This is a genomic window from Pseudomonas sp. ZL2 (assembly GCF_054788455.1).
Genome location: NZ_JBGOGX010000016.1, coordinates 97,462 through 121,803, shown reverse-complemented (window position 1 = coordinate 121,803; position 24,342 = coordinate 97,462). Strand labels below are relative to the sequence as shown.

Annotated in this window: 21 protein-coding genes; 10 read left to right on the top strand and 11 right to left on the bottom strand. The window is 64.3% G+C overall.

Features of this window, described 5'->3' with window-relative positions; genetic code table 11:
- Window positions 1-32 precede the first annotated feature (32 nt).
- Window positions 33-1,025, top strand: coding sequence for a bile acid:sodium symporter family protein (locus ABM562_RS13970; RefSeq protein WP_115087256.1), 993 nt, complete (start codon window positions 33-35; stop codon window positions 1,023-1,025).
- Here the strand turns inward: ABM562_RS13970 and ABM562_RS13965 are convergent.
- The 4 genes from ABM562_RS13965 to ABM562_RS13950 form a co-directional block, all read right to left on the bottom strand.
- A complete protein-coding gene (locus tag ABM562_RS13965; RefSeq protein WP_115087255.1) occupies window positions 1,006-1,923 on the bottom strand; it encodes a bestrophin family protein in 918 nt (305 codons plus the stop codon). The genes ABM562_RS13970 and ABM562_RS13965 overlap by 20 nt on opposite strands.
- Window positions 1,924-2,006: 83 nt before the next feature.
- Complete coding sequence (locus ABM562_RS13960; protein WP_460422362.1) at window positions 2,007-3,884, bottom strand: hypothetical protein; 1,878 nt, start codon at window positions 3,882-3,884, stop codon at window positions 2,007-2,009.
- Between the two features lie 44 nt (window positions 3,885-3,928).
- Complete coding sequence (locus tag ABM562_RS13955) at window positions 3,929-4,648, bottom strand: DUF899 domain-containing protein (protein WP_115087252.1); 720 nt, start codon at window positions 4,646-4,648, stop codon at window positions 3,929-3,931.
- 183 nt (window positions 4,649-4,831) lie between these two features.
- A complete protein-coding gene (locus ABM562_RS13950; protein ID WP_115087251.1) occupies window positions 4,832-5,488 on the bottom strand; it encodes an HAD family hydrolase in 657 nt (218 codons plus the stop codon).
- Window positions 5,489-5,565: 77 nt separating this feature from the next.
- On the opposite strand from ABM562_RS13950, the gene lexA reads away from it, so the two are divergent.
- The 4 genes from lexA to ABM562_RS13930 are packed head-to-tail and all read left to right on the top strand — an operon-like array spanning window position 5,566 to window position 11,302.
- A complete protein-coding gene (gene lexA, locus ABM562_RS13945) occupies window positions 5,566-6,183 on the top strand; it encodes a transcriptional repressor LexA (protein WP_233674252.1) in 618 nt (205 codons plus the stop codon).
- Window positions 6,183-6,800, top strand: a complete 618-nt coding sequence (gene imuA, locus ABM562_RS13940) for a translesion DNA synthesis-associated protein ImuA (RefSeq protein ID WP_115087250.1) — start codon at window positions 6,183-6,185, stop codon at window positions 6,798-6,800. Before lexA ends, imuA begins: the two co-directional genes overlap by 1 nt.
- Before the next feature lie 6 nt (window positions 6,801-6,806).
- Window positions 6,807-8,222 (top strand): Y-family DNA polymerase, encoded by a 1,416-nt coding sequence (locus ABM562_RS13935; RefSeq protein ID WP_460422359.1) that lies wholly within the window; start codon window positions 6,807-6,809, stop codon window positions 8,220-8,222.
- The gene (locus ABM562_RS13930; RefSeq protein WP_460422357.1) at window positions 8,198-11,302 is read left to right on the top strand and encodes an error-prone DNA polymerase; all 3,105 of its coding nucleotides are present in this window, start codon (window positions 8,198-8,200) and stop codon (window positions 11,300-11,302) included. Before ABM562_RS13935 ends, ABM562_RS13930 begins: the two co-directional genes overlap by 25 nt.
- Before the next feature lie 109 nt (window positions 11,303-11,411).
- Here the strand turns inward: ABM562_RS13930 and ABM562_RS13925 are convergent, their stop codons facing one another.
- From ABM562_RS13925 to ABM562_RS13915, 3 genes are read right to left on the bottom strand one after another with little or no spacing between them, the layout of a single operon-like run.
- Complete coding sequence (locus tag ABM562_RS13925) at window positions 11,412-12,260, bottom strand: aldo/keto reductase (RefSeq protein ID WP_115087247.1); 849 nt, start codon at window positions 12,258-12,260, stop codon at window positions 11,412-11,414.
- Window positions 12,260-13,117, bottom strand: a complete 858-nt coding sequence (locus ABM562_RS13920; RefSeq protein ID WP_346617379.1) for an HNH endonuclease family protein — start codon at window positions 13,115-13,117, stop codon at window positions 12,260-12,262. Before ABM562_RS13920 ends, ABM562_RS13925 begins: the two co-directional genes overlap by 1 nt.
- The gene (locus ABM562_RS13915; protein ID WP_460422355.1) at window positions 13,114-15,333 is read right to left on the bottom strand and encodes an AAA family ATPase; all 2,220 of its coding nucleotides are present in this window, start codon (window positions 15,331-15,333) and stop codon (window positions 13,114-13,116) included. The genes ABM562_RS13920 and ABM562_RS13915 overlap by 4 nt, the downstream gene beginning before the upstream one ends.
- Window positions 15,334-15,463: 130 nt before the next feature.
- Between ABM562_RS13915 and ABM562_RS13910 the strand changes: the two genes are divergently transcribed.
- Window positions 15,464-16,573: a phospholipase effector Tle1 domain-containing protein gene (locus ABM562_RS13910; RefSeq protein WP_115087244.1), complete on the top strand. Its 1,110-nt coding sequence runs from the start codon at window positions 15,464-15,466 to the stop codon at window positions 16,571-16,573.
- Between the two features lie 10 nt (window positions 16,574-16,583).
- Here the strand turns inward: ABM562_RS13910 and ABM562_RS13905 are convergent, their stop codons facing one another.
- The gene (locus ABM562_RS13905) at window positions 16,584-17,480 is read right to left on the bottom strand and encodes a LysR family transcriptional regulator (RefSeq protein WP_115087243.1); all 897 of its coding nucleotides are present in this window, start codon (window positions 17,478-17,480) and stop codon (window positions 16,584-16,586) included.
- A gap of 137 nt (window positions 17,481-17,617) precedes the next feature.
- Here ABM562_RS13905 and ABM562_RS13900 point away from each other — a divergent pair, with 137 nt between their 5' ends.
- The 3 genes from ABM562_RS13900 to ABM562_RS13890 all read left to right on the top strand — a co-directional run bounded on the left by ABM562_RS13900 (window position 17,618) and on the right by ABM562_RS13890 (window position 20,568).
- A complete protein-coding gene (locus ABM562_RS13900) occupies window positions 17,618-18,316 on the top strand; it encodes a CoA transferase subunit A (protein WP_115087242.1) in 699 nt (232 codons plus the stop codon).
- A 32-nt stretch (window positions 18,317-18,348) separates the two neighbouring features.
- Entirely contained in the window at window positions 18,349-19,005 is a 657-nt protein-coding gene (locus ABM562_RS13895; protein WP_115087241.1) for a CoA transferase subunit B, read from the top strand.
- Window positions 19,006-19,137: 132 nt separating this feature from the next.
- Window positions 19,138-20,568, top strand: a complete 1,431-nt coding sequence (locus ABM562_RS13890; RefSeq protein WP_134063190.1) for a short-chain fatty acid transporter — start codon at window positions 19,138-19,140, stop codon at window positions 20,566-20,568.
- Between the two features lie 47 nt (window positions 20,569-20,615).
- Here the strand turns inward: ABM562_RS13890 and ABM562_RS13885 are convergent, their stop codons facing one another.
- The 3 genes from ABM562_RS13885 to dkgB all read right to left on the bottom strand — a co-directional run bounded on the left by ABM562_RS13885 (window position 20,616) and on the right by dkgB (window position 23,532).
- Entirely contained in the window at window positions 20,616-21,053 is a 438-nt protein-coding gene (locus ABM562_RS13885; RefSeq protein ID WP_460422352.1) for a carboxymuconolactone decarboxylase family protein, read from the bottom strand.
- Window positions 21,054-21,155: 102 nt separating this feature from the next.
- A complete protein-coding gene (gene pdxR / locus ABM562_RS13880) occupies window positions 21,156-22,586 on the bottom strand; it encodes a MocR-like pyridoxine biosynthesis transcription factor PdxR (RefSeq protein WP_134063188.1) in 1,431 nt (476 codons plus the stop codon).
- A gap of 142 nt (window positions 22,587-22,728) precedes the next feature.
- Complete coding sequence (gene dkgB / locus ABM562_RS13875; RefSeq protein WP_460422350.1) at window positions 22,729-23,532, bottom strand: 2,5-didehydrogluconate reductase DkgB; 804 nt, start codon at window positions 23,530-23,532, stop codon at window positions 22,729-22,731.
- 159 nt (window positions 23,533-23,691) lie between these two features.
- On the opposite strand from dkgB, the gene ABM562_RS13870 reads away from it, so the two are divergent.
- On the top strand, window positions 23,692-24,312 hold the full coding sequence (locus tag ABM562_RS13870) for a TetR/AcrR family transcriptional regulator (protein WP_115087236.1): 621 nt from the start codon (window positions 23,692-23,694) through the stop codon (window positions 24,310-24,312).
- The last annotated feature ends 30 nt before the right edge of the window (window positions 24,313-24,342 follow it).

Below are 24,342 nucleotides of genomic sequence, written 5' to 3'. Positions count from 1 at the left end.
TGCAACGCCACAATAACAAGCCGGGAGCGGCCATGAAGTACCTGCGGATGCTGTTCGACAATTTCACCCTGGCGTTGCTCGGGGTCATCCTCATTGCCACCCTGTTGCCTTGCGAAGGCAGTGGCGCCGTGGTGTTCGGCGGGCTGACCAACCTCGCCATCGGCCTGCTGTTCTTTTTGCATGGCGCCAAGTTGTCGCGCGAGGCGGTCGCCGCCGGTGCCGGGCATTGGCGCCTGCACCTGCTGGTATTTGCCTGCACCTTCGTGATGTTCCCGTTGCTGGGCATGTTGTTCAAGCCGTTGTTCCTGCCGCTGGTGGGCGATGAACTGTACCTGGGCGTGCTGTACCTGTGTGCCTTGCCGGCCACGGTGCAGTCGGCCATCGCCTTTACCTCGCTGGCCCGCGGCAACGTGCCGGCGGCGATCTGCAGCGCGGCCGCGTCGAGCCTGCTGGGCATCGTACTGACGCCGTTGCTGGTGGTGCTGCTGATGGGCGTCGAAGGTGACAGCGGCTCGAGCCTGGATGCAGTGCTGAAGATCGTTGCGCAACTGCTGGTGCCGTTCGTGGCCGGGCAACTGGTGCGGCGCTGGATCGGCACCTGGGTAGCGCGCAATGCACGCTGGTTGAAGCGCGTCGACCAGGGTTCGATCCTGCTGGTGGTCTACACCGCCTTCAGCGATGCGGTGGTCAGCGGCCTGTGGCATGCGGTACCGCCGTCGCGGTTGCTGGGCCTGGCGCTGGTCTGCTGCCTGCTGCTGGCCGTGGTGCTGTGGTTGACCAGCGCGCTGGGGCGCTGGCTGGGTTTCAACCTCGAAGACCGCATCACCATTTTATTTGCCGGTTCGAAAAAGAGCATGGCCACCGGCGTGCCGATGGCTCAGGTGCTGTTCGTTGGCGGTGGCATCGGCGCGATGATCCTGCCGCTGATGCTGTTTCACCAGATCCAGTTGATGGTCTGTGCGGTGCTGGCTCAGCGTTACGCCGCGCGCAGCGAAGCGTCGACGCTTACAACAGAACTCCTTTGACCGGTTGCAATTGCGCCGGTGCTGCTTCGCCTTCCAGTTCGCGCACGGCGATTTCCAGGTTGCGGCACATGGCATCCAGGGCCAGGTCGTTGGGCTGGGTGTCGAACGGGTCGGCAATCTGGTCGCCCAGGGCATCCAGGCCGAAGAAGGTGTAGGCCAGCACGCACACGGCAAAGGGCGTGAACCAACCGATGCTGTCGACCAGGCAGAACGGCAGCAAAAAGCAGTAGACGTGGACGATGCGGTGCAACATGAGGATGTAGGGGTAGGGGATGGGCGTGTTCTTGATCCGCTCGCAGCCGCCCAGCACGTAAGACAGTCGGTTCAACTGCTGATCGAGGTTGGCCTGGATCACCTCGCCGGCACCGGCGTCGCGGGCCTGGGCCATGAAGCGCTGGCCGAGCACGCCGAGCAGGCGGCTGGCGGGCGCGTCGCTAGTGGCCAGGGCAGTGCGTGTAGACGTGTCGAGCAGGCGCTGGCGGTCGGCACTGGCCGGGGTGCCGCGTAACTGGTCGCGCAGCACGTAGGCGAAGGCGATCAGCGGGTCGAGCAGGGCGCGGCGCTGGCTGGCGTCGAGGTCGGGCAGCAGGCTCAGGGTCTGGCGGGTCAGGTTGCGGCTGACGATCAGCAGCTCGCCCCACAGCGTGCGCGCTTCCCAGAAGCGCTGGTAGGCCACGGTGTTGCGAAAGCCGAGGAAGATCGCCAGGGTCAGGCCCCAGAGGGTGAAGGGTGTGGCGGTGAGGATTACCTTGTACTCGAACAGGGTGCCGTGGGTGGCCACCACCGCCGAGCTGATCAACACGGTGTACAGCACCTTGCGCCAGATCGCCGGGATGATCGAGCCCTTGAGCGAGAACAGCAGGACGCGGATGGAGGGTTTTTGCGGCTGGATGATCATGCAAGGCAAACCTGTACAGTGGCGCGTAGACGTCTGCGCGACACTTTAGGGGAAAGCCTTGCAGGGTTACAGCCCGGCGTAGGTCACTCGCTCCTCAGGGTAAAGAAATCGAGTAGCGATTGCTTGTGCGCATGCAGCTCGATGCGCGAGACCAGGCGGTTGGCAGGCGCGCTGTATTCCACCCACAGGTGCTTGCCTTCTGGCGGCAATGTATTGCGTTGCTCGAGCAGTTCCCCGCGGTCGTCATAGAACGCCACATACCCGGAGTTGTCGTGCCAGGTCCAGGCAAAGCGAACGCTCGAATAGCTCCCAAACAGATCGATGTGGATTCGCTGTGGCTCGCGGGCCGGGACCATCTGCGCGCTGTACAGCACCAGGGCGCCGCCCTCCATCATGTCGGGCACTTCATTGCTGGAGTGCACGATGGTTCCGGCTTGGCGTGGGGACCCGGGCAGCAGGGTAAAACTTAACGTGGGCAGGGTAATGGTCTGTCCTGCTTCAATGAGCTGCAGTTCAACATCGTCGAACGTCTCGCTGACAACAGCGGGCTGAATACGAATGTCGTCGAAGCAGAAGTCCGCACCCTGGTCGTTGCCGTTACCGATATCGTCGCGCGCGATCAGCTCGAGACGGTGGGTTTCCTTACTGGCGGTGAAATGCCAGTGTAGCCTCTGCCATTGGCTGTCGGTCACGGCAAAGCTGCCATCGATAGGCGCATGGTCAAGATCAAAGGAAAGCGTCGGGGTTTTCGAGCTCTGGCCTGCGCGCCGCACCCGCATCGACAGGCTGTAATCGGTGCCGGGAACCAGCCGCTGAATGTTTTTGCCAAGCACCACGCCCAGCAGGCTGCCTTGGAAATTCTCGAATTGCGCGAAGTTGTCTTGCTGGTCGTCGGTCAATACCAGCGCCTGGCCGTTGGGGCCTTTGCGCCAGCCATTCCAGGGGTCTGTTTGCGGATGGTGTTCGAAATCGCTGTGGTCGACAAACAGGGGCGGGCGGTCCTGCCTGGGCACTTGCGAGAAGGTAAAAAAATCCAGGTACGATTCAGAGCCTGAAGTAAGCTCAAGCCAGGCAATGTTGTTTTCAGCCGGGGCATGGTAGTCGACTTCATGGACGGTGGCATGGCTGCTGTTGTAGTTTCGAGTTTGCAGCAGCTGGTCCTGGGCGTTGAAGTACTGGATCACGCCTTGTGTGTACGGCATGGTCCAGATGAACTTGAGTGACTCGCAGGGTATGCCCAGGTCGACCCGGACACGTTGAGGAATTTGATGGGACGGGCTGCGCTGCAGGACGATGGCCGGGCCTTCACGCATACCGGGGATGGGCGCCGTAGTGACGATTCCGGTCCTGATAGTGTCGGGGCCCGATGTTGGTGTGATCGTCAGGGTGGGCAGTTGTAGACACTGGCCCAGCCCGATCAATTGATCGGGCTGTCCGTCGAACTGCTCCGTGGTCACCAGCGGCCGTATCCAGATGTCGTCGAAGCTGAAATCTGCGCCATCGTCACCTCCGGATGGCTGGTCGTCATGGGCGACCAGGGTGAGCCGATGGCTGGACGCGGTTGCCCGGAAGTACCAGCACAGGGTACGCCAGTAGGGTTCGATCACCGTGTGGCTGTCGGCGAGGGGTACTCCGTCCAGGGCAAAGCTCAGGGCAGGGGTCTGCTCACTCTGGCGGTTGCGCCTGGCTCGCAGCGAGACCCGGTATTCGCAGCTTGGTGTCAGTCCGGTCAGGGTCTTGCCCAGTACATCGCCTTGCAGGCTGCCACGGAAGTTGCTGAATCCTGCGAAGCTGCCGGTTGCATCGCTGGTCACTACCAGAGCTTGACCGTACTGCTGCTTTTCCCAGTCGTTCCAAGGGGCATCGTTGCTCTCGAAATTGGTGTGATCGTAGTACCGTTCCATACGCCCTGCCTCCGGGGTGGTGCCTGTCGGTCGACAGGTCTCGGTGCATTCGAGCACCGACAGGGCGTGTTGACTACTGACAAAAATACTAGGTACCCCAGCTATTCATGGCAGCAGTGGGGTGGTTGGGCGGCACCTTCATAACGGTCGTGGTGGCGCACCCAGTCCATGGTGCCTTCCTCGTTGCGGCCCTTGGGCATCAGGTCGAGGAAGTTGTAGGTGCCGACCAGGATGTCCAGGCCCCGGGCAAAGCTTGAGTAGGTGTGAAACAGCGTGCCGTCGGCGTCGCGGTAGAACACGCTAAGGCCCGGCAGCTCGGTTTCCTCGCCCGCGTAGGGTTCATAGTTGTACTGATCGCTGCCCTTGCCGCCGACGCCGAAGTCCTGGTTGAAACTGCTGGCATGGGACGAGACCCAGGGAAACTTCCAGCCCATGCGTTGCCTGAACGCCTGGAACTGGGCGTACGGTGCACGGGATACCGCCACCAGCGACACATCGTGATGGGCCAGGTGCAGGTTGGCGCCGTCGAAGTGGTCGGCCAGGAACGAGCAGCCGGGGCAGCCTTCCTCCCAGCCTTCGCCGAACATGAAGTGGTAGACCAGCAACTGGCTGCGGCCGGCGAACAGGTCGCCGAGGTCCAGGCGGCCCTCGGGGCCTTCGAAGCGGTAGTCCTGTTCGACCCGTACCCAGGGCAGGGCGCGGCGGGCTTTGCTCAGTTCATCGCGCTGGTGGGTCAGGGCCTTTTCATGCAGCAACAGCTGGCGGCGGGCGCTGAGCCATTCGCTGCGCGAGACCACCTGGGGGTTTTGATGGTTGTCCATGGGTACGGCTCCGCTGGGGGATGTACTCATGGTCGATTGCCGGGTGGGGGATTCGACAGGGGTGAGTGCAGGGCTGATGAACGGTGGTGAAGCTATCGCCGGCAAGGCCGGCTCCCACAGAGACCTGTATGCACCGGGACCCTGTGGGAGCTGGCCTTGCCAGCGATGGGCGCGCCGCGGTCTTCAGCCAGACATCCGCCCGATCAACGCCCACAGCCGCTCATCCTCGAAATCCTTCACCACCAGTTGCGCACCGGCCTCAAGCAAGGCCTCGGGCCGCTGGCTGGTCGACAGCCCGACGGTGAAGATCCCCGCGCCACTGGCCGCCTTCACCCCCGGCACCGAGTCCTCGAACGCCAGCGACTGTGCCGCCCGCGCCTGCAGGCGCTCAAGGCCGGTGAGGTAGGGCAGCGGGTCGGGCTTGGCCCGGGCCAGTTCTTCGGCCACCAGTACATGTTCAAAGCGTTCATTCAGGCCCATGGCGCCGAGCATGTGCACGGCGTTGGCCCGCGGCGCGTTGGTGACCACGGCAACGCCGATGCGCTGGCGCTCGGCATGCTCGAGCAGGCGCAGCAGGCCGGCGGTAGGCTGCAAGGTGGGCGACAGGGCGCGAAAGCGCGCCTCCTTGCGGTCGGCAAACTGCTGGTGCTCGCTCACCGGCCGGTCAGGGAACAGATAGCGGCACAAGTCGGCATTGGCCCGGCCGCTGACGTGGGCATCGAACTCCGCTTCGGTGAACACCCGGCCTTCTTCGAGCAACAGCTGTTGCATGGCCAGCAGGTGGAGTTTGTCGGTATCGGTCAGGGTACCGTCGAGGTCGAACAACAGGGCATCAAGCATGGTCGGCTTCCGCTGCGGTGGCCGAGCATGATAACCGGATCAGCGGGGCTGGCCAGATGCGTAGGAAAAGAGTACAAATGTACTCCATGAATAAACTATCGCCCAAACGCCGCGCTATCCTCGACTTCATTCGTCAGCGCATCGCCGATCAGGCCCAGCCGCCGAGCCTGGCCGATATCGCCACGGCTTTCGGTTTTGCCTCGCGCAGTGTCGCGCGTAAGCATATCCAGGCGCTGACCGAAGCCGGCTTCATCGAGGTCACCCCCAACCAGGCCCGTGGCATTCGCCTGGCCGGCGCCTTGCGCCGCCCCGAGGTGCTGGAGATCCCCGTGCTCGGCCAGGTCGCCGCCGGCCGGCCGATCGGCCCGGACGTGGATATCCACGAACAGCTGATGCTCGACGCACACTTGTTCAGCCGCTCCCCGGACTACCTGCTCAAGGTGCGGGGCGACTCGATGATCGACGACGGCATCCTCGATGGCGACCTGGTCGGCATCAAGCAGCAGGCCGACGCCCGTGACGGGCAGATCATCGTCGCGCGCCTGGACGGCGAGGTGACCATCAAGCGCTTCGAACGCGCCGGCGGGCATTACCGTCTGCTGCCGCGCAACCCGGCGTATGCCCCCATCGAGGTTGGCCCGGAGCACGACTTCGTCATCGAAGGGGTGTTCTGCGGCCTGGTGAGGCGCGGCTGATGGGCGCGGTGGTCAGCCTCGACGGCCTGCTCGACCAGCAACGGGTCTGGAAGGGCCGGCCGCAGGCCTTGCCCCAGGGCCTGCAGCCCACCGGTCATGCTGCCCTGGATGCGGCACTGCCCGGTGGCGGCTGGCCGGCCGGGGCACTGACCGAACTGCTGCTGGCGGCAGAAGGCTGTGGCGAGCTGCAACTGCTGTGGCCCAGCCTGGCGCGCCTGACCCAGGCCGGCGAGCGGGTGGTGCTGATTGCCCCGCCGTTCATTCCCTACCCACCGGCCTGGCAGGCGGCAGGGGTCGATCTGCAGTGGTTGGCGGTGGTCCAGGCGGGGCCAAGCGAGGTGCTCTGGGCCGCCGAGCAGTGTTTGCGCTCGGGCAGTTGCGGCGCCGTGCTGTGCTGGCCGCATAAAGCGGATGATCGCGCCTTGCGCCGCTTGCAGGTCGCTGCCGAAAGCGGCCAGACCCTGGCCTTTGCCTGTCGCCCGCAACAGGCCGCGCTCAACCCGTCGCCGGCGGCACTGCGCATTGCCGTCGATGCCCAGCCGGCCCAATGGCGGGTGCTCAAGTGCCGGGGCGGCCTGGCCCCGGCCACGCCCATTGCCTGTCCCGGGCGAGGCTGATGGATCATGCTCTGGGCCTGTATCCTGCTGCCGCAGCTGGCACTCGATGCCGTGCTGCGTGCTCGCGACGACGTCGACACGCCGCTGGTGCTGCTCAGCGGCCCGGCCCAGCGCCGGGTCTTGCAGGCGGTCAATCCACCGGCGGCCGCCTTGGGCCTGCGCGCCGGACAGTCGCTGACCACCGCCCAGGCCCTGGCCGGCAGTTTTACCTGCGTCGAGCACGACCCGGCAGCCATCGAGCAGTGGCAGCAATTTTTGGCCGCCTGGGCCTACCGCTTCAGCTCCCAGGTCAGCCTGCATTACCCGCGGGTGCTGTTGCTCGAAGTCGAATCCAGCCTCGGCCTGTTCGGGCCCTGGCCAGCCTTTGAAGCGCGGCTGCGTGCCGAGCTGAGGGCCCTGGGTTTTCGTCACCGTATTGTCCTGGCCAGCAACCCGGTGGCGGCGCGCATGCTCGCCAATGTTCACGATGGCCTGGCCCTGGAGTGCCCGCAGCAAACCCGCGTGGCGCTGGAGCAGATGCCCATCGACCGTGTCGGCCTGCCCGCCGAGGCCGCCAGCGCCTTTGCGCGCATGGGCCTGCGCCAGCTCGGCCAGGTCCTGGCCTTGCCTCGTGACGCCCTGGCCCGGCGCTTTGCCGCACCGGTGCAACTGCACCTGGACCGCCTGCTCGGGCGGCGACCCATGGCCCTGGAATTCTATTTGCCGCCGGACCGCTTCGATGCGCGCCTGGAACTGAACTTCGATGTCGAATCCCATCAGGCCTTGCTGTTCCCCCTGCGCCGGCTGATCAACGACCTTGCCGCTTTCCTTGCCGGGCGTGACAGCGGCGTGCAGCGCTTTGCCCTGCACCTGGAGCATGGCGAAGGGCCCGACACCTGCGTGCCGGTCGGCCTGCTGGCGGCCGAGCGTGACCCGTCGATGCTGTTCGAGCTGGCCCGTGGCCGCCTTGAGCAACTGCAGATTGCCGCACCGGTGCGCAACCTGCGCCTGCTGGCCGAAGACCTGCCGGCGTTTGTGCCACAACGCACCGAGCTGTTCGACCCGCGCCCACAGCAGAACCAGCCCTGGGAGCAACTGCGCGAACGCCTGCGCGCACGGCTTGGCGACGAGGCGGTGCGCGGTCTCACGGCCCAGGCCGATCACCGCCCGGAATGCGCCTGGCACAGCGGTAACGGGCCGCGTCAGGCGCCGCCATTGTCGAGTGCGCCGCGCCCGGGCTGGTTGCTGGTCGAGCCCCAGGCCTTGCCGGGGACTGGCGTGCACCTGCTGACCGGCGCCGAGCGCATCGAGTCCGGCTGGTGGGACGGCGGCGATGTGCGCCGTGACTACTACCGGGTGCGCACCGCCAGCGGTTTGCAGGGCTGGGCCTACCGCACCCTCGGTGAAGACGGCCCGTTGTGGCTGCAGGGCTGGTTCGCATGAACACGCCGGGTTACGCCGAACTGCATTGCCTGTCCAACTTCAGTTTCCAGCGTGGCGCCTCCAGTGCCCAGGAGCTGTTCCAGCGTGCCCGCCAGCATGGCTACCAGGCCCTGGCGATCACCGACGAGTGCACCCTGGCCGGTATCGTCCGCGCCTGGCAGGCGGCCAGGGCGGCGGACCTGGCGCTGATCGTCGGCAGCGAAGTGCGCCTGCACGACGGCCCCAAGCTGGTGCTGCTGGCGGAGAACCTCACGGGTTACCAGCACCTGTGCAAGCTCATCACCCTCGGCCGGCGACGGGCGAAGAAGGGCGAGTACCAGTTGCTGCGCGAAGATTTCGACAAACCCCTGGAAGGCCTGTTGGCGCTATGGGTGCCGGACGGCGCCGAGCATGACCTGGCCACCGGCCGCTGGTTGCGCGAGGTGTTCGCCGAGCGGCTATGGCTGGCGGTCGAGCTGCACCGTGGCCCGGATGACCCGCGGCGCCTGCAACAACTGCTGGCCCTGGCCGACAGCCTCGGCATCGCCGCGGTGGCCAGCGGCGATGTGCACATGCATGCCCGCGGCCGCCGCGCCCTGCAGGACAGCATGACTGCCATCCGCCATCACTGCAGCGTTGCCGAGGCCGGGCAGCGCCTGTTCGCCAATGGCGAGCGGCACCTGCGCCCGCTGGCGCAACTGGCCGAGCTGTATCCGCCGGCATTGCTTGAGGAAAGCCTGCGCATTGCCGCGCGTTGCCGTTTCGACCTTGGCCAGTTGCGCTATCAGTACCCCCGCGAACTGGTGCCTGAAGGCCAGACGGCCAGCGCCTGGCTGCGTCATCTGTGCGAGCAGGGCCAGTGCTGGCGTTGGCCCGAAGGTATCGGCGACAAGGCTCGCCAGTCCCTGGAGCATGAGCTGGAACTGATTGCCGAGCTCAACTACGAAAGCTACTTCCTTACCGTTCACGACATCGTCAACTTTGCCCGGGGCCAGGGCATTCTCTGTCAGGGGCGTGGCTCGGCGGCCAACTCGGTGGTGTGCTTCGTGCTCGGCATCACCGAGCTCGACCCGATGAAAAGCCACCTGCTGTTCGAGCGCTTTTTGTCCCGCGAGCGCGACGAGCCGCCGGACATCGACGTCGACTTCGAACACGATCGCCGCGAAGAGGTGCTGCAGTACGTGTTCCGCCGCTATGGCCGTCACCGCGCGGCACTCACCGCAGTGGCCAGCACCTATCACGCCGCCGGTGCGGTGCGCGATATCGCCCGGGTGCTGGGTTTGCCGGTGCAGCAGATCAACGCCCTGGCTGATTGCTGCGGGCGCTGGAGCGACCGCCTGCCACCACCCGAGCTACTGCGCGAAGCCGGTTTCGACCCCGACAGCCCGTGGCTGCGCCGGGTGCTGGCGTTGACCGGCGAACTGATCGGTTTTCCCCGCCACCTGTCCCAGCACCCGGGTGGCTTCGTGATTTCCGAACAGCCGCTGGACAGCCTGGTGCCGGTGGAAAACGCCGCCATGGACGAGCGCACGGTGATCCAGTGGGACAAGGACGACCTCGACCTGGTCGGCCTGCTCAAGGTCGATATCCTTGCCCTGGGCATGCTCAGCGCCTTGCGCCGTTGTTTCGACCTGCTGTATCGCCATCGCGGCCGCGAGCTGACCCTGGCAAGCATCCCGGCCGACTGCACGGCGACCTACGACATGATCGGCCGCGCCGACACCGTCGGCGTGTTCCAGATCGAGTCGCGGGCGCAGATGGCCATGCTGCCGCGGCTCAAGCCGAAGAACTTCTACGACCTGGTGATCGAGGTGGCTATCGTCCGCCCCGGGCCGATCCAGGGCGACATGGTTCACCCCTACCTGCGCAGGCGCCAGGGGCTTGAGCCGGTGAGCTATCCGTCCGAGGCGCTGAAGCAGGTCTTCGAACGCACCCTCGGTGTGCCGCTGTTTCAGGAACAGGTGATGGAACTGGCCATGGTTGCCGGCGGTTACTCGGCGGGCGAGGCCGACCAGTTGCGCCGGGCCATGGCCGCCTGGAAGCGCCACGGCGGCCTGGAGCCGCACCGCGAACGGCTGACCCGGGGCATGCTCGACAACGGCTACAGCGCAGCATTTGCCGAACGCATCTTCGAGCAGATCAAGGGCTTTGGCAGTTATGGTTTTCCTGAATCCCACGCCGCCAGCTTCGCCTTGCTGACCTACGCCAGTTGCTGGCTCAAGTGTCATGAGCCGGCGATCTTTGCTTGCGCGTTGATCAACAGCTGGCCCATGGGCTTCTACAGCCCCGACCAGATTTTGCAGGACGCCCGCCGCCACCGTATCGAGATCCGTCCGGTGGATGTCTGCCACAGCGACTGGGACTGCAGCCTGGAGCCGGGGGCAGGGCAGGCCCTGGCCATTCGCCTGGGCCTGCGCCAGGTGCGCGGCTTTCGTCAGCAGGATGCCCAGCGTATCGAACAGGCCCGGGCCGAGCGCGGCTGGCGTGATGTCAGCGACCTGTGCGAGCGGGCGCGCCTGGATGCCCGTGGCCGTGAGTTGTTGGCCGATGCCGGGGCCTTGCGTGGCCTGGCCAGCGACCGCTACCGGGCGCGCTGGAGCGTGGCGGCGGTGCAGGCGCAGTTGCCGTTGTTCGCCGGCATCGAGGCCCCGCTGGAAGAGCCGGTGGATTTACCGCAGCCGTCGCTGAGCGAGGACATGTTCGCCGACTACGCCAGCGTCGGCACCACCCTCGGCCCGCATCCGCTGACCTTGCTGCGCCGCCGCCTCAATGCCCTGGGTTGCCGCAGTGCGCAGGCGCTGGAGCAGGCCGGGCACGGCGACCGGGTCAGCGTGGCGGGGCTGGTGACCGGGCGTCAGCGGCCGGGGACGGCCAGCGGGGTGACTTTCGTCACCCTTGAAGACGAGTTCGGCAACGTCAACGTAGTGGTCTGGCGCGACCTGGCCGAGCGTCAGCGCCGGGTGCTGGTGGGCTCGCAACTGCTGCGGGTGACTGGGCGGCTGGAGTGCGAGAGCGGGGTGCGGCACCTGATTGCCCAGCGCCTGGAGGATCTGAGCCCGCTGTTGCAGGGGCTGGATGTGCGGAGCCGGGATTTCCATTGATTGGGGCTGCTACGCAGCCCATCGCCGGCAACGCCGGCTCCCACAGGGGATCGGTGTGCGCCGCCCTTGTGGGAGCTGGCTTGCCAGCGATGAGGCCCTCAGAAACGCCTTAAACCATCGACAGATGCTGCTTGCGCGTCGGCGGCGCAAAGGCCCGGTCAATCGCCCGCAAGTCTTCACTGCTGAGCACCAGGTTGGCCGCCGCCGCATTCAGGCGCACATGCTCAAGGTCTACCGCCTTGGGAATGGCGATCACGTCGTCCTGGCGAATCACCCAGGCCAGGCTCACCTGCGCCGGCGTCGCGCCATGGCGCTCGGCAATCTCGGCCAGGGTCGGGTGCTTGAGCAAGCGCCCGGCCTGGGCCAGCGGGCAGTAGGCCATGGTCGGCAGCTGGCGCTTGTGGCTCCAGGGCAGCAAGTCGTATTCGATGCCGCGCTGGGACGGGTTGTACAGCACCTGGTTGACGGCGCAATCGCGGCTCACCTGATACAGCTCGCGCAGGTCGTCGACATCGAAGTTGGATACACCCCAACGGCCGATCTTGCCCTCGGCACGCAAGCGCTCGAAGGCTTCGACGGTTTCGGCCAGCGGGTACTGGCCGCGCCAGTGCAGCAGGTACAGGTCGATATGCTCGGTGCCAAGGCGTTGCAAGCTACGTTCGCAAGCTGCCGGAATGCCTTTGAGGCTGGCGTTGTGCGGGTACACCTTGCTGACCAGAAACACCTGGTCGCGACGCCCGGCAATGGCCTTGCCGACAACCTTTTCCGCGCCACCTTCGGCGTACATCTCGGCGGTATCGATCAGGCTCAGGCCCAGTTCGATGCCGTGCTGCAAGGCGGCGACTTCGGCGTGCTGCCGGCCCGGGTCTTCGCCCATGTACCAGGTGCCCTGGCCAATCCTGGAAAGCCTGGAGGATGGCGTTTGCAATCGTGCGTGGAGGTCCTTTCTATCAGTCATCAGCAATTGAGTCCGTAGTTCTTGAAAATGGTGCGGGCAACGGCCAGAAAAGGTTCATTTGGCGCCAGGTGGCTTCTGGCATCTTCGAGCAATTGCCGGGCGTGCTCCTTGAGATCTTGCTTGAGCGCCGGATTGTCAGCCTGGCGCATCATCTCAATGGCTTTGAGCGCTCGTTCCAGTGCCGCCTTGACGCGTTTTTCCTTGAGCTGCCGTTGTTCGACGAGGTCGCGACGCAGTAATCCGTACACTTCGATGGAGACCTGCCCCTTCGGGCTGGGCACCAGGTTGGCATCTATCTGGATTGTCCTGGGGCGGACCAGGCCCTTGGCAAGAAACTCCAGGTGCTGCTCGGGGTCATCCACGCAAGGATTGAGCAGCAGCTCTATTTCATTTTTTTGCGCGGCGTGGTCGCGCCAGCGCAACATCTCATTGACCACAGGGAACAGATTGGCTTTGCCAGACATGCCCGTGCTGTCATCGGCGAAGGTCTTGCCGCGTTTACGGTTGCAATCGATGCACGACGGTAGCAGGTTGTCCCAGTCGGCGGCGAGCCAGTAGTAGCCGGGTTTGCTCATCTTGCCATTGATCACCACTGCGCCTTTGGGGCGAAAGTGCTCGATGTCTTCCGGTCCACCGGCGGCGTAATTGAATTCGCAGTAAGCACATTTCTTGTGGAACAGTACGCGCAGGGCTTCGACGATTTCCGGGTCTTTGTAGACGCTGAACTCGAAGGGCGGCGGCGGGGTTCCAGGCGTGGCATTGACGATATGCGCGATCGCGCGCAGGGTCTCGTCCTGGCCGGCTGACTGCGCCCCATCGAGCACGCTCGGAGCGGCGCCGCGTTGTACCCTGATCATGATTCAGGCCCTTTCCCGTCGTGCGCCACAGGCTGGGCGGGTTCAAGCTGGATTTCCGCCCACAGGCTCTTGAGTTCGATGAGCGCGTCATGCTCATCCTCCGCCGGCAGCTCGCGGGCGCTAGCCATGCGCTCGGCCAGGAACCTGTCGGCCGCTTCATAAACCATGTGCTCCCGTGGCGTCAGGCCCATCTTGTTATTGCCGCGCAACTGCTCGCTGACGGCCTGCAGGCGATCCTGCTGGCCAGGGCTGCGTTGTTCCATGGCCAGCAGGCGGTAGTACTCCTCGAACAGGCGGTCGATCTCCACGTCCTCGGTCGAATGCAGGCCGAAGTACTCTGAAGCCAGCAGTTGATCGACGCGCATGAAGCGCGGGGAGGGCAGTTCAGTGTTCTTTGTGGTCATGGCCGTGACCGGGCCGTCGAGCGTGCGGGTCAGTACGGCGATTTCACTGCTGTCCAGTCCCCTGAGGGTGAGGGGTTCATGGCTGGTGGCAATGAACTGGACCCGCGGAAATACCTCGCGCAGGCGCTGCACAATGCGCATTCGCCAGCGCGGATGCAAATGGGCGTCGACTTCGTCGATCAGCACAATGCCTTCAGCCGAGGACATATCCTGCCAGCCCAGGCGCATGATGCTCATGATGTCCATGGCCAACGCCAGCACGGCCTGGTAGCCACTGCTGACAGCGGTCAGGGTATCTTGCCCGGAGGGGCTCTTGACGATGATCTGATGGTTGCGGCGAACCAGTTCGACGCCGTCGGCGCTGGGCAGCAACGACGCCAGTGAGCGGGCGAAGCGATTGAATTCTGCCGAACTGGCGGTGTTGAGCCAGGGTAGTCCGTTGTCGAGGAAACGTGTCGGGTCGAACAGGTTTTCCACTTTGCTTCGGGCAGCAGCAGACGGGTCGGTTGGCTGTGGTTTACCCATCAAACGAGTCGCGCCATAAGCCAGTACCATGACTTTGGGCTCCGCTGGCTTGATGCTGATTTTATTGCCACGCCGGGTCAGGGTCATGACGATAGGTTCCGACATGCCGGACAACTCGACCCTGACTTCGCCGCGGGCCGCGCCTTTTTGCAGCAGGTCGGTGGCCTGTACGCCCAACCGTTCGACACCGCTCTGGCCAATCAGCGCGCACGCCAGTGCCTGGAGCAAGGTGCTCTTGCCCGTGCCGTTCTCACCGAGCAGCATGTACCAGGAGCCGACCTTGCCATCGCTGAACGAGGGCTCGAGTTGCAGGTGGTCAACCGCGCGGACATGCCTGAACTCCACGCGCTCGATGTACTGGGACATCCGATACAGTTGTTCTGGCGGCTGCGATTGCTCGATCGAGAATGACTCCAGCTCCTTGGTTCTTTGTGTCAGGTTTCTGGAGGCATCGCGCAGCGTCTTGCTGTTACTCGCGCTGCTTGAGGCACCCAGCGCGGTGTTGAAGCTGAGGAAGGCAGCCATGCGCTTATGGCTGCTGGGGAACTGCGCGACCACTTTCTCCGCCCAGGCCCGGACAAACTGGCGGCGCATGGCGCAGAACGGGCTCTGCGGCCTGACCATTTGAGCCAGGTACTCCAGGCTCTTTTTGTCGGGGCGCCTGTTCTTCATCAGCGCTTGCAGATGTTCGAGATTGCGCAGGTCATCCGACCTGGCCTTGATCAGGTTGCTGCGGTTAAGCCCCAGCACGTCGATGGTGGCCTGACCGCGTTCGGTTTCGCTGGTGATCTTGCCATCGCTGAGGAACAGGAACACCCCATCAAGGTCATCTTCAGCGGGATCGAGCAGCAGGTTCTGTTCCTGGCGCAGGGCTTCACCGATTGCACCGACTCTGGCCCGTGGCCCTTGCACCGGGAAGCGCGGCCCTTTGAGTGCGTTGCATTCAGCGCAACTGGGCAGGTAGTTGCTCCACTCGAACGCCAACCACCAATAGTGGTCATCGGACACGCCGCCACTGAAGTCAGTGCTGCCGTAGCGCGGCCTGAACAGCTCGATTTCCGGGCGGCTGACCAACTGCTCGCAATACGCGCACTTGTTGACCTGGCGCTCGCTCCAGAGCAGACGAATATCCGGGTGCAGGCGTGCGGCGATGCGTTGGAAGCCAAAGCGCGCCTGAGCCCTTTTCGCCGCAGGCTGTTGGTAGAACGCCTCGGCATCACTGCGTAGCCTGGTAAACGCCGCTGAAGAAAACACCTCTGGCATTGGCCCGCGTTCGATCCTGATCATCGGGTTAGGCTCCAGTGAGGAGGGTATTACTGCTGTGCACAATCACCTGACTATAGCTGCTGGAACGGCGGTGATGGCGATGAAGCATCATTGGCCTATAGTCGAGGCGTCAGCACAGGAGATTTTGCACATGGCGCGGCAACTCGTGATATGCCTGGATGGGACTAACAACCGCTTCAGCCAGCAACCGACGCACATTCTGCGCCTTGTGCGGGCGCTCAACCCTGACCCGCAGCAAGTCCTGTCTTACTATGACCAGGGCGTCGGTACGTTCGGCCTCAAGGAAACCCTGTTCGAATGGCAGAAGCTTCCGGCGCGGATCTTTGGCCTGGCCTTCGGCTGGGGGCTCAAACGCAATGTCGAGGGTGCGTACCGTTTTCTCGCCGAGCAATACCAGCCGGGCGACCAGGTGTTCGTGTTCGGCTTCTCGCGAGGTGCTTACGCGGCCAGGGCGCTTGCCGCACTGGTGCATGGGTTGGGGCTGGTAGCGGCCCATCAGACCCATCTTTTCGATTATGCCTGGTCCATGCTCCTGGCCCGTGACAAGGACAAGAACAACGAGCCTGATTTTGCCTTGCAGCGCCAGTTCAAGGAAACGTTCGGCCGCGACCTCGACATCACCTTTCTTGGCCTGTTCGACACGGTGAAATCCCTGGGCTGGATTTATGACCCGGTCAGTATTCCCTATACCGCCAGTAACCCGAGTGTGCTGAAGGTGCGCCATGCCGTGTCGCTCGATGAGCGGCGTTGTTTCTTTCGCCAGCACTTGTGGCGGGCCAAGCCGACGGACTCGACCGATGTCAAAGAGGTGTTTTTTCGTGGCGTGCACTGTGATGTCGGTGGTGGCTATGCGGTTGCCGAATCACCGCTGGCCCTGGTGGCCTTGCGCTGGATGTTTGCCCAGGCCGGTGCGGCAGGTTTGGCACTGGACGCCCAGGCTTGTCAGGCACAATTGAACCCGTTGGCCGGCGTGGCACCGGATCCTCTGGCAAATTCCCATGACTCGATGAACCATGCCTGGCGGGTCGCCGAATGGGTGCCGCGGCTGGTATGGAGCAAAGGCAGGCGCAAGCTGGTCATTGGCGCCATGCCGCCGTTTCGCCAGCCTTACCCCAGAGTATTGCCAAATGCCCTGCTGGTGCATGAATCGGTTGATGCGCGAATCAAGGCCGGCGGTTACGCGTCGGCAAGCATTATCAACGGTGTCACCCAGGTGACGTATGTCGCCGATCTGCCTTGAGTGAGCGTGCTCACCCTGGCGGATTGCCGGCGGTGCACTCCAGCAGAACGTCCAGCAGCGCCTGGGCCGCTGCCGAGAGTTTATGGTCGGCCAGCAGGGTCACGCCAATACGCCGTTCTATACTCGGCTCCACCAGCGGCACGCAACGCGCGCCCAGCTCCTGCATCTGGCCGATGCACAGCGCCGGCACGGCACTGACGCCCAGGCCATTGGCAACCATGCGGCCGATGGTCGACAACTGATGGCTTTCAAAGGCCACCGCCAGCTTGCCGTGTTCGGCGGCCAGGTGCTGCTCCAGCAGCAGGCGCACTGCCGAGGGGCGTTGCAGGGCGATGAAGTCTTCGGCCAGCAGTTCGCGCCAGCTCACCTGCGGCTGTTGCGCCAGCGGTGAATCGGCCGGCACCACGGCGACGAAGCGGTCCAGGTACAGCGGCCTGAAACACAGTGGCTCGCTGGCTTCGGGTTCGAAGCCGATGCCGAGTTCGACGCGCCGGTGGCGGACCAGTTCCAGCACCTGTTCGTTGATGACGTCGTGCACAGTGACGTTGACCCGCGGGTAGCGCTGGCGAAACACCTTCAGCGCCGCCGGCAGCAGGTTACCGGCAAAGGCCGGCATGGCGGCGATCGATACTCGCCCAAGCTGCAGGGTAAAGCGCTGGCGCAGCAGTTCTTCGGTGTTGTCCCAGTCGGCCAGCAGTTGCCGGGCCAGCGGCAGCAGCACTTCGCCCTCCGGGGTCAGGCTGACGCTGCGGGTGGTGCGGCTGAGCAGGGCGCCGCCGAGGTTGTCCTCCAGGGCCTTGATGGTCAGGCTCAGGGCCGGCTGCGACAGGTGCAGTTGTTCGCCCGCCTGGGCAAAGCTCTGGTACTTGGCGACGGTGACGAAGGCGCGCAGCTGTTTGACGTTCATTTGGCTAGACTATTCTTTTGAAAAATTAATCAATTGATCATAAAAACAAAATTAACAAATAAGTGCTCAGGGGTGAAGATGGTTCAAACGCTCGCCGACACCCCTGTCGGATCAACAACTACAAAAGGCGGATCAGCATGGCCGGACTGGACAAGCGCGTAGCAACCTATGAACAGGCCCTTGAAGGCCTGACCGACAACATGACGGTACTGGCCGGTGGTTTCGGCCTGTGCGGCATCCCGGAAAACCTCATCGCCGAAATCAAGCGCCGTGGCGTCAGGGGCCTGACCGTGGTGTCCAACAACTGCGGCGTCGACGGCTTTGGCCTGGGCGTGCTGCTCGAAGACCACCAGATCCGCAAGATGGTCGCCTCCTACGTGGGCGAGAACGCCGAATTCGAGCGTCAGCTGCTCAGCGGCGAGCTGGAAGTGGAGCTCACCCCGCAAGGCACCCTGGCCGAGAAGATGCGCGCCGGCGGCGCCGGTATCCCGGCCTTCTTCACCGCCACCGGCTACGGCACCCCGGTAGCCGAGGGCAAGGAAGTGCGCGAGTTCAACGGCCGCAAGTACATCCTCGAAGAAGCCATCACCGGCGACTTCGCCATCGTCAAGGGCTGGAAGGCCGACCACTACGGCAACGTGGTGTACCGCAACACCGCGCAGAACTTCAACCCGCTGGCCGCCACTGCCGGCAAGATCACCGTGGTCGAGGTCGAAGAGATCGTCGAGCCGGGCGTGCTGCTGCCGAGCGAAATCCATACCCCGGGCATCTATGTCGACCGGGTCATCGTCGGCACGTTCGAGAAGCGTATCGAAAAACGCACCGTCAAAGCCTGACCTGACCCCAGAACAACAAAGAGATCCTGACCATGGCACTTACCCGCGAACAAATGGCCCAACGCGTAGCCCGCGAACTCAAGGACGGCTACTACGTCAACCTCGGCATCGGCATCCCGACCCTGGTGGCCAACTACGTCCCGGCCGATATGGACGTGATGCTGCAATCGGAAAACGGCTTGCTGGGCATGGGCGAATTCCCCACCGAAGGGCAACTGGACGCCGACATGATCAACGCCGGCAAACAGACCGTCACCGCCCGTACCGGTGCCTCGATCTTCAACTCGGCCGAGTCCTTCGCCATGATCCGCGGCGGTCATGTCGACCTCACCGTGCTGGGCGCCTTTGAAGTGGACGTGGAAGGCAACATCGCCTCCTGGATGATCCCCGGCAAGCTGGTCAAGGGCATGGGCGGGGCGATGGACCTGGTGGCCGGTGCCGAGAACATCATCGTCACCATGACCCACGCCTCCAAGGACGGCGAGTCCAAGCTGCTGCCGCGTTGCAGCCTGCCGCTGACCGGCGCCGGTTGTATCCGCAAGGTGCTGACCGACCTGGCCTATCTGGAAATCGAGAACGGCGCGTTCATCCTGCGCGAGACTGCGCCGGGGGTGACGGTTGAAGAGATCATCGAGAAGACCGCTGGCAAGCTGATTGTGGCGGATGATGTTAAAGAAATGACCTTCTGATCTGAGTTTTTCGTAGTTCTTGCTGGCCTCATCGCTGGCAGGCCAGCTCCCACAGAGTGGACCTTGTGGGAGCTGGCTTGCCAGCGATGGGGCCTTGTGCCGTTCCGATAAAACCAATAAAAGGAAAATCCCGTGGCCGCTGATATTCAAGACAGCCGCTCCGCCCGTTTCGCCCTGCGTTGCTCGAACTGGGCCGAACGCTGGTTCCCCGATTCCTGGGTGTTCGCTGCCCTGGCCGTGGTGCTGGTATCGGTTGCCGCCCTGGCCATGGGCGGCAAACCCGCCGACACCGCCAAGGCCTTCGGTGACGGCTTCTGGAGCCTGATCCCGTTCACCATGCAGATGGCCTTCGTGGTTATTGGCGGTTATGTGGTGGCCAGCTCGCCACCCGCGGTCAAGCTCATCGACCGCCTGGCGCGAATCCCCAGCAATGGCCGCTCGGCGGTATGCTGGGTAGCGCTGATCTCGATGGTCGCCTCGTTGCTCAACTGGGGGCTGTCGCTGGTATTCGGTGGTCTGCTGGTCCGCGCCCTGGCGCGCCGCACCGACCTGAAGATGGACTACCGTGCCGCCGGTGCCGCCGCCTATCTGGGCCTGGGCGCCGTTTGGGCCCTGGGCCTGTCATCCTCGGCCGCGCAACTGCAGGCCAACCCGGCCAGCCTGCCGCCGTCGATCCTGGCAATCACCGGGGTGATCCCGTTCACCGAGACCATTTTCCTCTGGCAGTCGGGGGTGATGCTCGCCGCGCTGGTGGTGGTTTCGCTGGTCGTGGCCTACGCCACCGCGCCCGGCCCGAATAGCGCCCGCAGCGCCGAAGCCTGCGGCGTCGACCCGAGCTTCTCGGCACCGCCGACGCCCCAGCGGACCCGCCCGGGCGAGTGGCTGGAGTACAGCCCGATCCTGATCCTGTTGCTGGTGGCGCTGGCGGCCGGCTGGCTGTACAACGAGTTCTCGACCAAGCCTGCGATCACCGCGATTTCCGGGCTGAACACCTACAACCTGCTGTTCATCATGGCCGGGGCCTTGCTGCACTGGCGACCGCGCAGCTTCCTCGATGCGGTGGCCCGTGCGGTGCCGACCACCACCGGGGTGCTGATCCAGTTTCCGCTGTACGGTTCGATCGCGGCGATCCTGACCCAGGTCCAGGGCGCCGATGCGCAGAGCCTGGCGCACCATATCTCGACCTTCTTCGTGCAGATCGCCACCCACGACACCTATGCCTTGCTGATGGGCGTGTACTCGGCGGTGCTGGGTTTCTTCATCCCCTCGGGTGGCGGCAAGTGGATCATCGAAGCGCCCTACGTGATGCTGGTGGCCAATGACCTGCAGTATCACCTGGGCTGGGCGGTGCAGATCTACAACGCCGCCGAAGCGCTGCCGAACCTGATCAATCCGTTCTACATGCTGCCGCTGCTGGGCGTGCTGGGGCTCAAGGCGCGCGACCTGATCGGCTTCTCGTTCGTGCAGTTGCTGGTGCACGTGCCGCTGGTGCTGTTCCTGCTGTGGATCCTCGGCACCACCTTGCAGTACACACCGCCGGTGATGCCAACACCTGCGGGCTGATTGAAACACTGCAAGGCCCGCTCCCACAGTCTGTGTCCAAACACAGATCAGCTTGGAATCATCGCAAAGCCGACGCCAAAGCGGTTCCAGGCGTTGATGGTGGCGATGGCCAGGGTCAGGTTGACCACTTCGGCTTCGCTGAAGTGCTCGAGCAGGGTGCGGTACTGGTGCTCGGGGGCGCGCTGGTCGGGCAGGCGGGTCAGGCTTTCGACCCAGGCCAACGCTGCACGCTCGCGCGGGCTGAAGAATTCGGTCTCGCCCCAGACGCTCAAGGTCTGCAGGCGCGCTTCGCTTTCGCCGCTCTTGCGTGCATCGTTGGCGTGCAAGTTGACGCAATAAGCGCAACCGTTGATCTGCGAGGCACGCAGGCGTACCAGCTCCAGCAGCGAGTTCTCCAGCCCGGATTTGCCCAGGGCCATTTCCAGGCCGATCATGGCCTTGTAGGCCTCAGGTGAGTGTTTGGCCCATTCGATACGGTTGCTCATGTGTGCTCTCCATCAAGGTCTGCGGTAGGCGGCAATAGCGCTACCTTACCGCCAGGCCGGGCGAGCCCGAATAGCCAATTTTGTTCTTTGTCAGGAGGCCAATCAACCCATGGCCTGGAGGGTGTCGCGCAGCCGGTCCAGGGCCGGGTCGATGTCCAGCAGTTCGATGGCGCCAAAGCCCAGCAGCAGGCCCTGGCGCACCGGCACCCGGGCATGGAAGGGGGCCAATGAATAGAGGCCGACCTCGACCTTGCGCGCCATGCTGATCAGGAACTCGACGTCCAGGTTACCCCGGGCCAGGGCACTCATGTGGTAACCGGCAGTGGCCGGCACGACCTCGAACCACGGCGCCAGGTCATCCTGCAGGCGCGCCAGGATCCGTTCGCGGCGCGCGGCGTAGACCTCGTGCACGCGGCGGATGTGCTTAAGCAGCGAGCCTTCGCCGATGAACTGCGCCAGGGCCCACTGGTTGAGGGTCGGGGTATGCCAGTCGGTCAGTTGCTTGGCAATGCAGATCGCTTCGCGCAGCGCTTCGGGGACGATGCAGTAACCCAGGCGCAGCTCCGGCAACAGGGTCTTGGAGAAGGTCCCGACATAGGCCACCAGGCCGTTGCGGTCGAGGCTTTGCAACGAGTCGGTGGGCCGGCCTTCGTAGCGGAATTCGCTGTCGTAGTCGTCCTCGATGATGATCGCGCCCAACTGTGCGGCGCGCGCGAGCAGGGCCTGCCGGCGCGCCGGGCTCATCGGCATGCCCAGCGGAAACTGGTGTGACGGGGTTACGTAGATCAGCCGCGTGCCTGGGGCGATCTGCTCCACACACATGCCTTCAGCGTCGACCGGCACGCACTGCAGTTCGGCGCCCTGGGCCAGGAACAACTGGCGCGCCGGGGTGTAGCCCGGGTCTTCCATGGCCACCTGGCAACCGGGTTCTATCAGCACCCGGGCGATCAGGTCCAGGGCTTGCTGGGCACCGTTGCACACCAGCACATCATTGCTGCTGCAGCGTACGCCGCGGGCGAAGGCGATATGCCGGGCAATCGCCTCGCGCAACTCCGGCAGGCCCTGATGGGCGCTGTAGCGGGCGCTGCTGTGGCGGATCTGGCGCAAGGCGTACTGGTTGCAGCGGCGCCAGTCATCGAAGGGGAACTGCACCTTGCTTGAGGCGCCGCCGATGAAATCGTAGCGCAAGGTCGGCAGTTTGAGGTCCGCCAGCGGGTTGGCGCGGGCCCGCCATTTGGCCAGGGTCGCGGCGCTGGCCAGGGGGATGGCCGCCGTCGGTGCCGGGGTACGGGTCGGGGAAGGGCTGATGAAGGTGCCTTTGCCGACCTGGCCGCTGAGCAGGTTGTCGTAGGTCAGGCGCGAATAGGCTTCGGCCACGGTCTTGCGCGACACCCCCAGTTGTTCGGCCAGCAGGCGGCTGGGTGGCAGTTGCGTGCCGGCGGCCAGGCGGCCGCTGTCGATGCCGTCGCGCAGCTGTTGGTAAAGCTGCTCGGCCAGGCCCTTGCGGCCTTGCAGGCTGATGTGGAGTTCCATGATGAAGGTGCGTCCGCAGGCGTTGTCTGCCGTTCAGGTTACCTGATTCGGCGCCGTTGATCCCCTGGCGCAACGCCAACGCCTGCGGCCGGCAACACCGCCTGCAGTACCTGAACCTGGCCCAGGCCTGCACCGCCCGCGGTTAGTCCCAGGCCGGCGCCAGGTGCTCGGGGCTGGTCAGGCGCAGGCCGCTGTCGAGGGTGGCGATTCTGCCCATGTCTTCATTGCTCAGCTTGAGTTCACGAGCCTTGAGGTTGCTGGCCAGGTTCTCGCGCCGGGTCGAGGACGGGATCACCGCATAGCCCAGTTGCATGGCCCAGGCCAGAGTCACCTGTGCCGGGGTGGCGGCGTGTTGCGCGGCGATCTGCTGGATGACCGGATCCTCCAGGACCTTGCCGTAGCCCAGGGTCATGTACGAGGTCACGGCAACGCCTTGACTGTGCATGAAGTCCACCAGTTTGCGGTTCTGCAGGTACGGGTGCAGCTCGATCTGGTTGGTGGCGATGGCGTCTTCGCCGACCACCTCGATGGCCTGGCGCAGCAGGTCGATGGTGAAGTTGGACACGCCGATCTGCCGGGTCAGGCCCTGCTTTTGAGCTTCGGCCAGGGCGCCCATGAATTCGCTGACGGGCACTGCGCCCTTGGGCGATGGCCAGTGGATCAGGGTCAGGTCCAGGTAGTCGCTGCGCAGCTTGCTCAGGCTGTCCTTGAGGCTGGGGATCAGCTTGTCGGCGGCCAGGTTGTCCGTCCAGATCTTGCTGGTGACAAACAGCTCGTCACGGTCGATGCCGCTGGCGGCCACGGCCTGGCCGACTTCGGCTTCGTTACCGTAGATCTGCGCGGTGTCGATGGCGCGGTAACCGAGTTCCAGGGCGGTGGCCACCGAATCGATCACCACCTGGTCCTTGAGGCGGAAGGTGCCGAGGCCGAGGGCGGGAATAGTCATTAGCGGGTTCCTCCAGTGCGGACGTTGATAAACACGGCGTGCAGTATTGCGACTGTGCGGGCGCAGAAAAATGCCCGTGACGGCACAACCTTTTTGCTTGCAGCGCACGAATGCCCCGGCAGTGGTAGCCTTGCAGGGTCAGTCGCAACGGATTCGCCCATGGCCCAGCACAAGCTCAGCATTCGTCAACGCAACGTTGACAACATCCTTCTGGCGGCCGAAAAGGTCTTTGCCGAAAAAGGCTTCGCCGGCACGGCCATGGCCGACATCGCCGAGGCCGCGGAGCTGCCGCGCAGCAATGTGCACTATTACTTCAGCACCAAGGCCGAGCTGTACCAGGCGGTGCTGTTCGGCCTGCTCGATGTGTGGAAGCAGGATGCCTTGTGCTTCGAGCTGTATGACGATCCGCGCATTGTTTTGAGCAGCTACATCCGGGCCAAGATGAACCATTCGCGTACCCGGCCGCATGGCTCCAAGGTCTGGGCCAACGAAATCATCCATGGCGCACCGAACCTTGGCGCGGCGCTGGATGATCCGCTGTATGACTGGGCGAAGATGAAAGAGGCAAAGATCCGCCAGTGGATCGAGGACGGGCGGATTCTGCCGGTAGAGCCATCGGGCTTGCTGTACATGATCTGGGCTTCGACCCAGCACTATGCCGACTTCAGCCACCAGGTGGGGCTGCTCAATGATCACCAGCCATTGTCGGAGCTGCAGTTCGAGCGGGCGGTGCAGACGGTGACCAGTGTGATCCTCAGGGGTATCGGGTTGGAGCCCTGATCAAAAGCATCGCTGGCAAGCCAGCTCCCA

Coding starts and splice junctions, on each gene's coding strand:
- ABM562_RS13970 (WP_115087256.1), top strand. CDS start 33: ATGAAGTACCTGCGGATGCTGTTCGACAATTTCACCCTGGCGTTGCTC.
- ABM562_RS13965 (WP_115087255.1), bottom strand. CDS start 1,923: ATGATCATCCAGCCGCAAAAACCCTCCATCCGCGTCCTGCTGTTCTCG.
- ABM562_RS13955 (WP_115087252.1), bottom strand. CDS start 4,648: ATGGACAACCATCAAAACCCCCAGGTGGTCTCGCGCAGCGAATGGCTC.
- ABM562_RS13950 (WP_115087251.1), bottom strand. CDS start 5,488: ATGCTTGATGCCCTGTTGTTCGACCTCGACGGTACCCTGACCGATACC.
- lexA (WP_233674252.1), top strand. CDS start 5,566: ATGTACTCCATGAATAAACTATCGCCCAAACGCCGCGCTATCCTCGAC.
- imuA (WP_115087250.1), top strand. CDS start 6,183: ATGGGCGCGGTGGTCAGCCTCGACGGCCTGCTCGACCAGCAACGGGTC.
- ABM562_RS13935 (WP_460422359.1), top strand. CDS start 6,807: ATGCTCTGGGCCTGTATCCTGCTGCCGCAGCTGGCACTCGATGCCGTG.
- ABM562_RS13925 (WP_115087247.1), bottom strand. CDS start 12,260: ATGACTGATAGAAAGGACCTCCACGCACGATTGCAAACGCCATCCTCC.
- ABM562_RS13920 (WP_346617379.1), bottom strand. CDS start 13,117: ATGATCAGGGTACAACGCGGCGCCGCTCCGAGCGTGCTCGATGGGGCG.
- ABM562_RS13915 (WP_460422355.1), bottom strand. CDS start 15,333: ATGATCAGGATCGAACGCGGGCCAATGCCAGAGGTGTTTTCTTCAGCG.
- ABM562_RS13910 (WP_115087244.1), top strand. CDS start 15,464: ATGGCGCGGCAACTCGTGATATGCCTGGATGGGACTAACAACCGCTTC.
- ABM562_RS13905 (WP_115087243.1), bottom strand. CDS start 17,480: ATGAACGTCAAACAGCTGCGCGCCTTCGTCACCGTCGCCAAGTACCAG.
- ABM562_RS13900 (WP_115087242.1), top strand. CDS start 17,618: ATGGCCGGACTGGACAAGCGCGTAGCAACCTATGAACAGGCCCTTGAA.
- ABM562_RS13895 (WP_115087241.1), top strand. CDS start 18,349: ATGGCACTTACCCGCGAACAAATGGCCCAACGCGTAGCCCGCGAACTC.
- ABM562_RS13885 (WP_460422352.1), bottom strand. CDS start 21,053: ATGAGCAACCGTATCGAATGGGCCAAACACTCACCTGAGGCCTACAAG.
- pdxR (WP_134063188.1), bottom strand. CDS start 22,586: ATGGAACTCCACATCAGCCTGCAAGGCCGCAAGGGCCTGGCCGAGCAG.
- dkgB (WP_460422350.1), bottom strand. CDS start 23,532: ATGACTATTCCCGCCCTCGGCCTCGGCACCTTCCGCCTCAAGGACCAG.
- ABM562_RS13870 (WP_115087236.1), top strand. CDS start 23,692: ATGGCCCAGCACAAGCTCAGCATTCGTCAACGCAACGTTGACAACATC.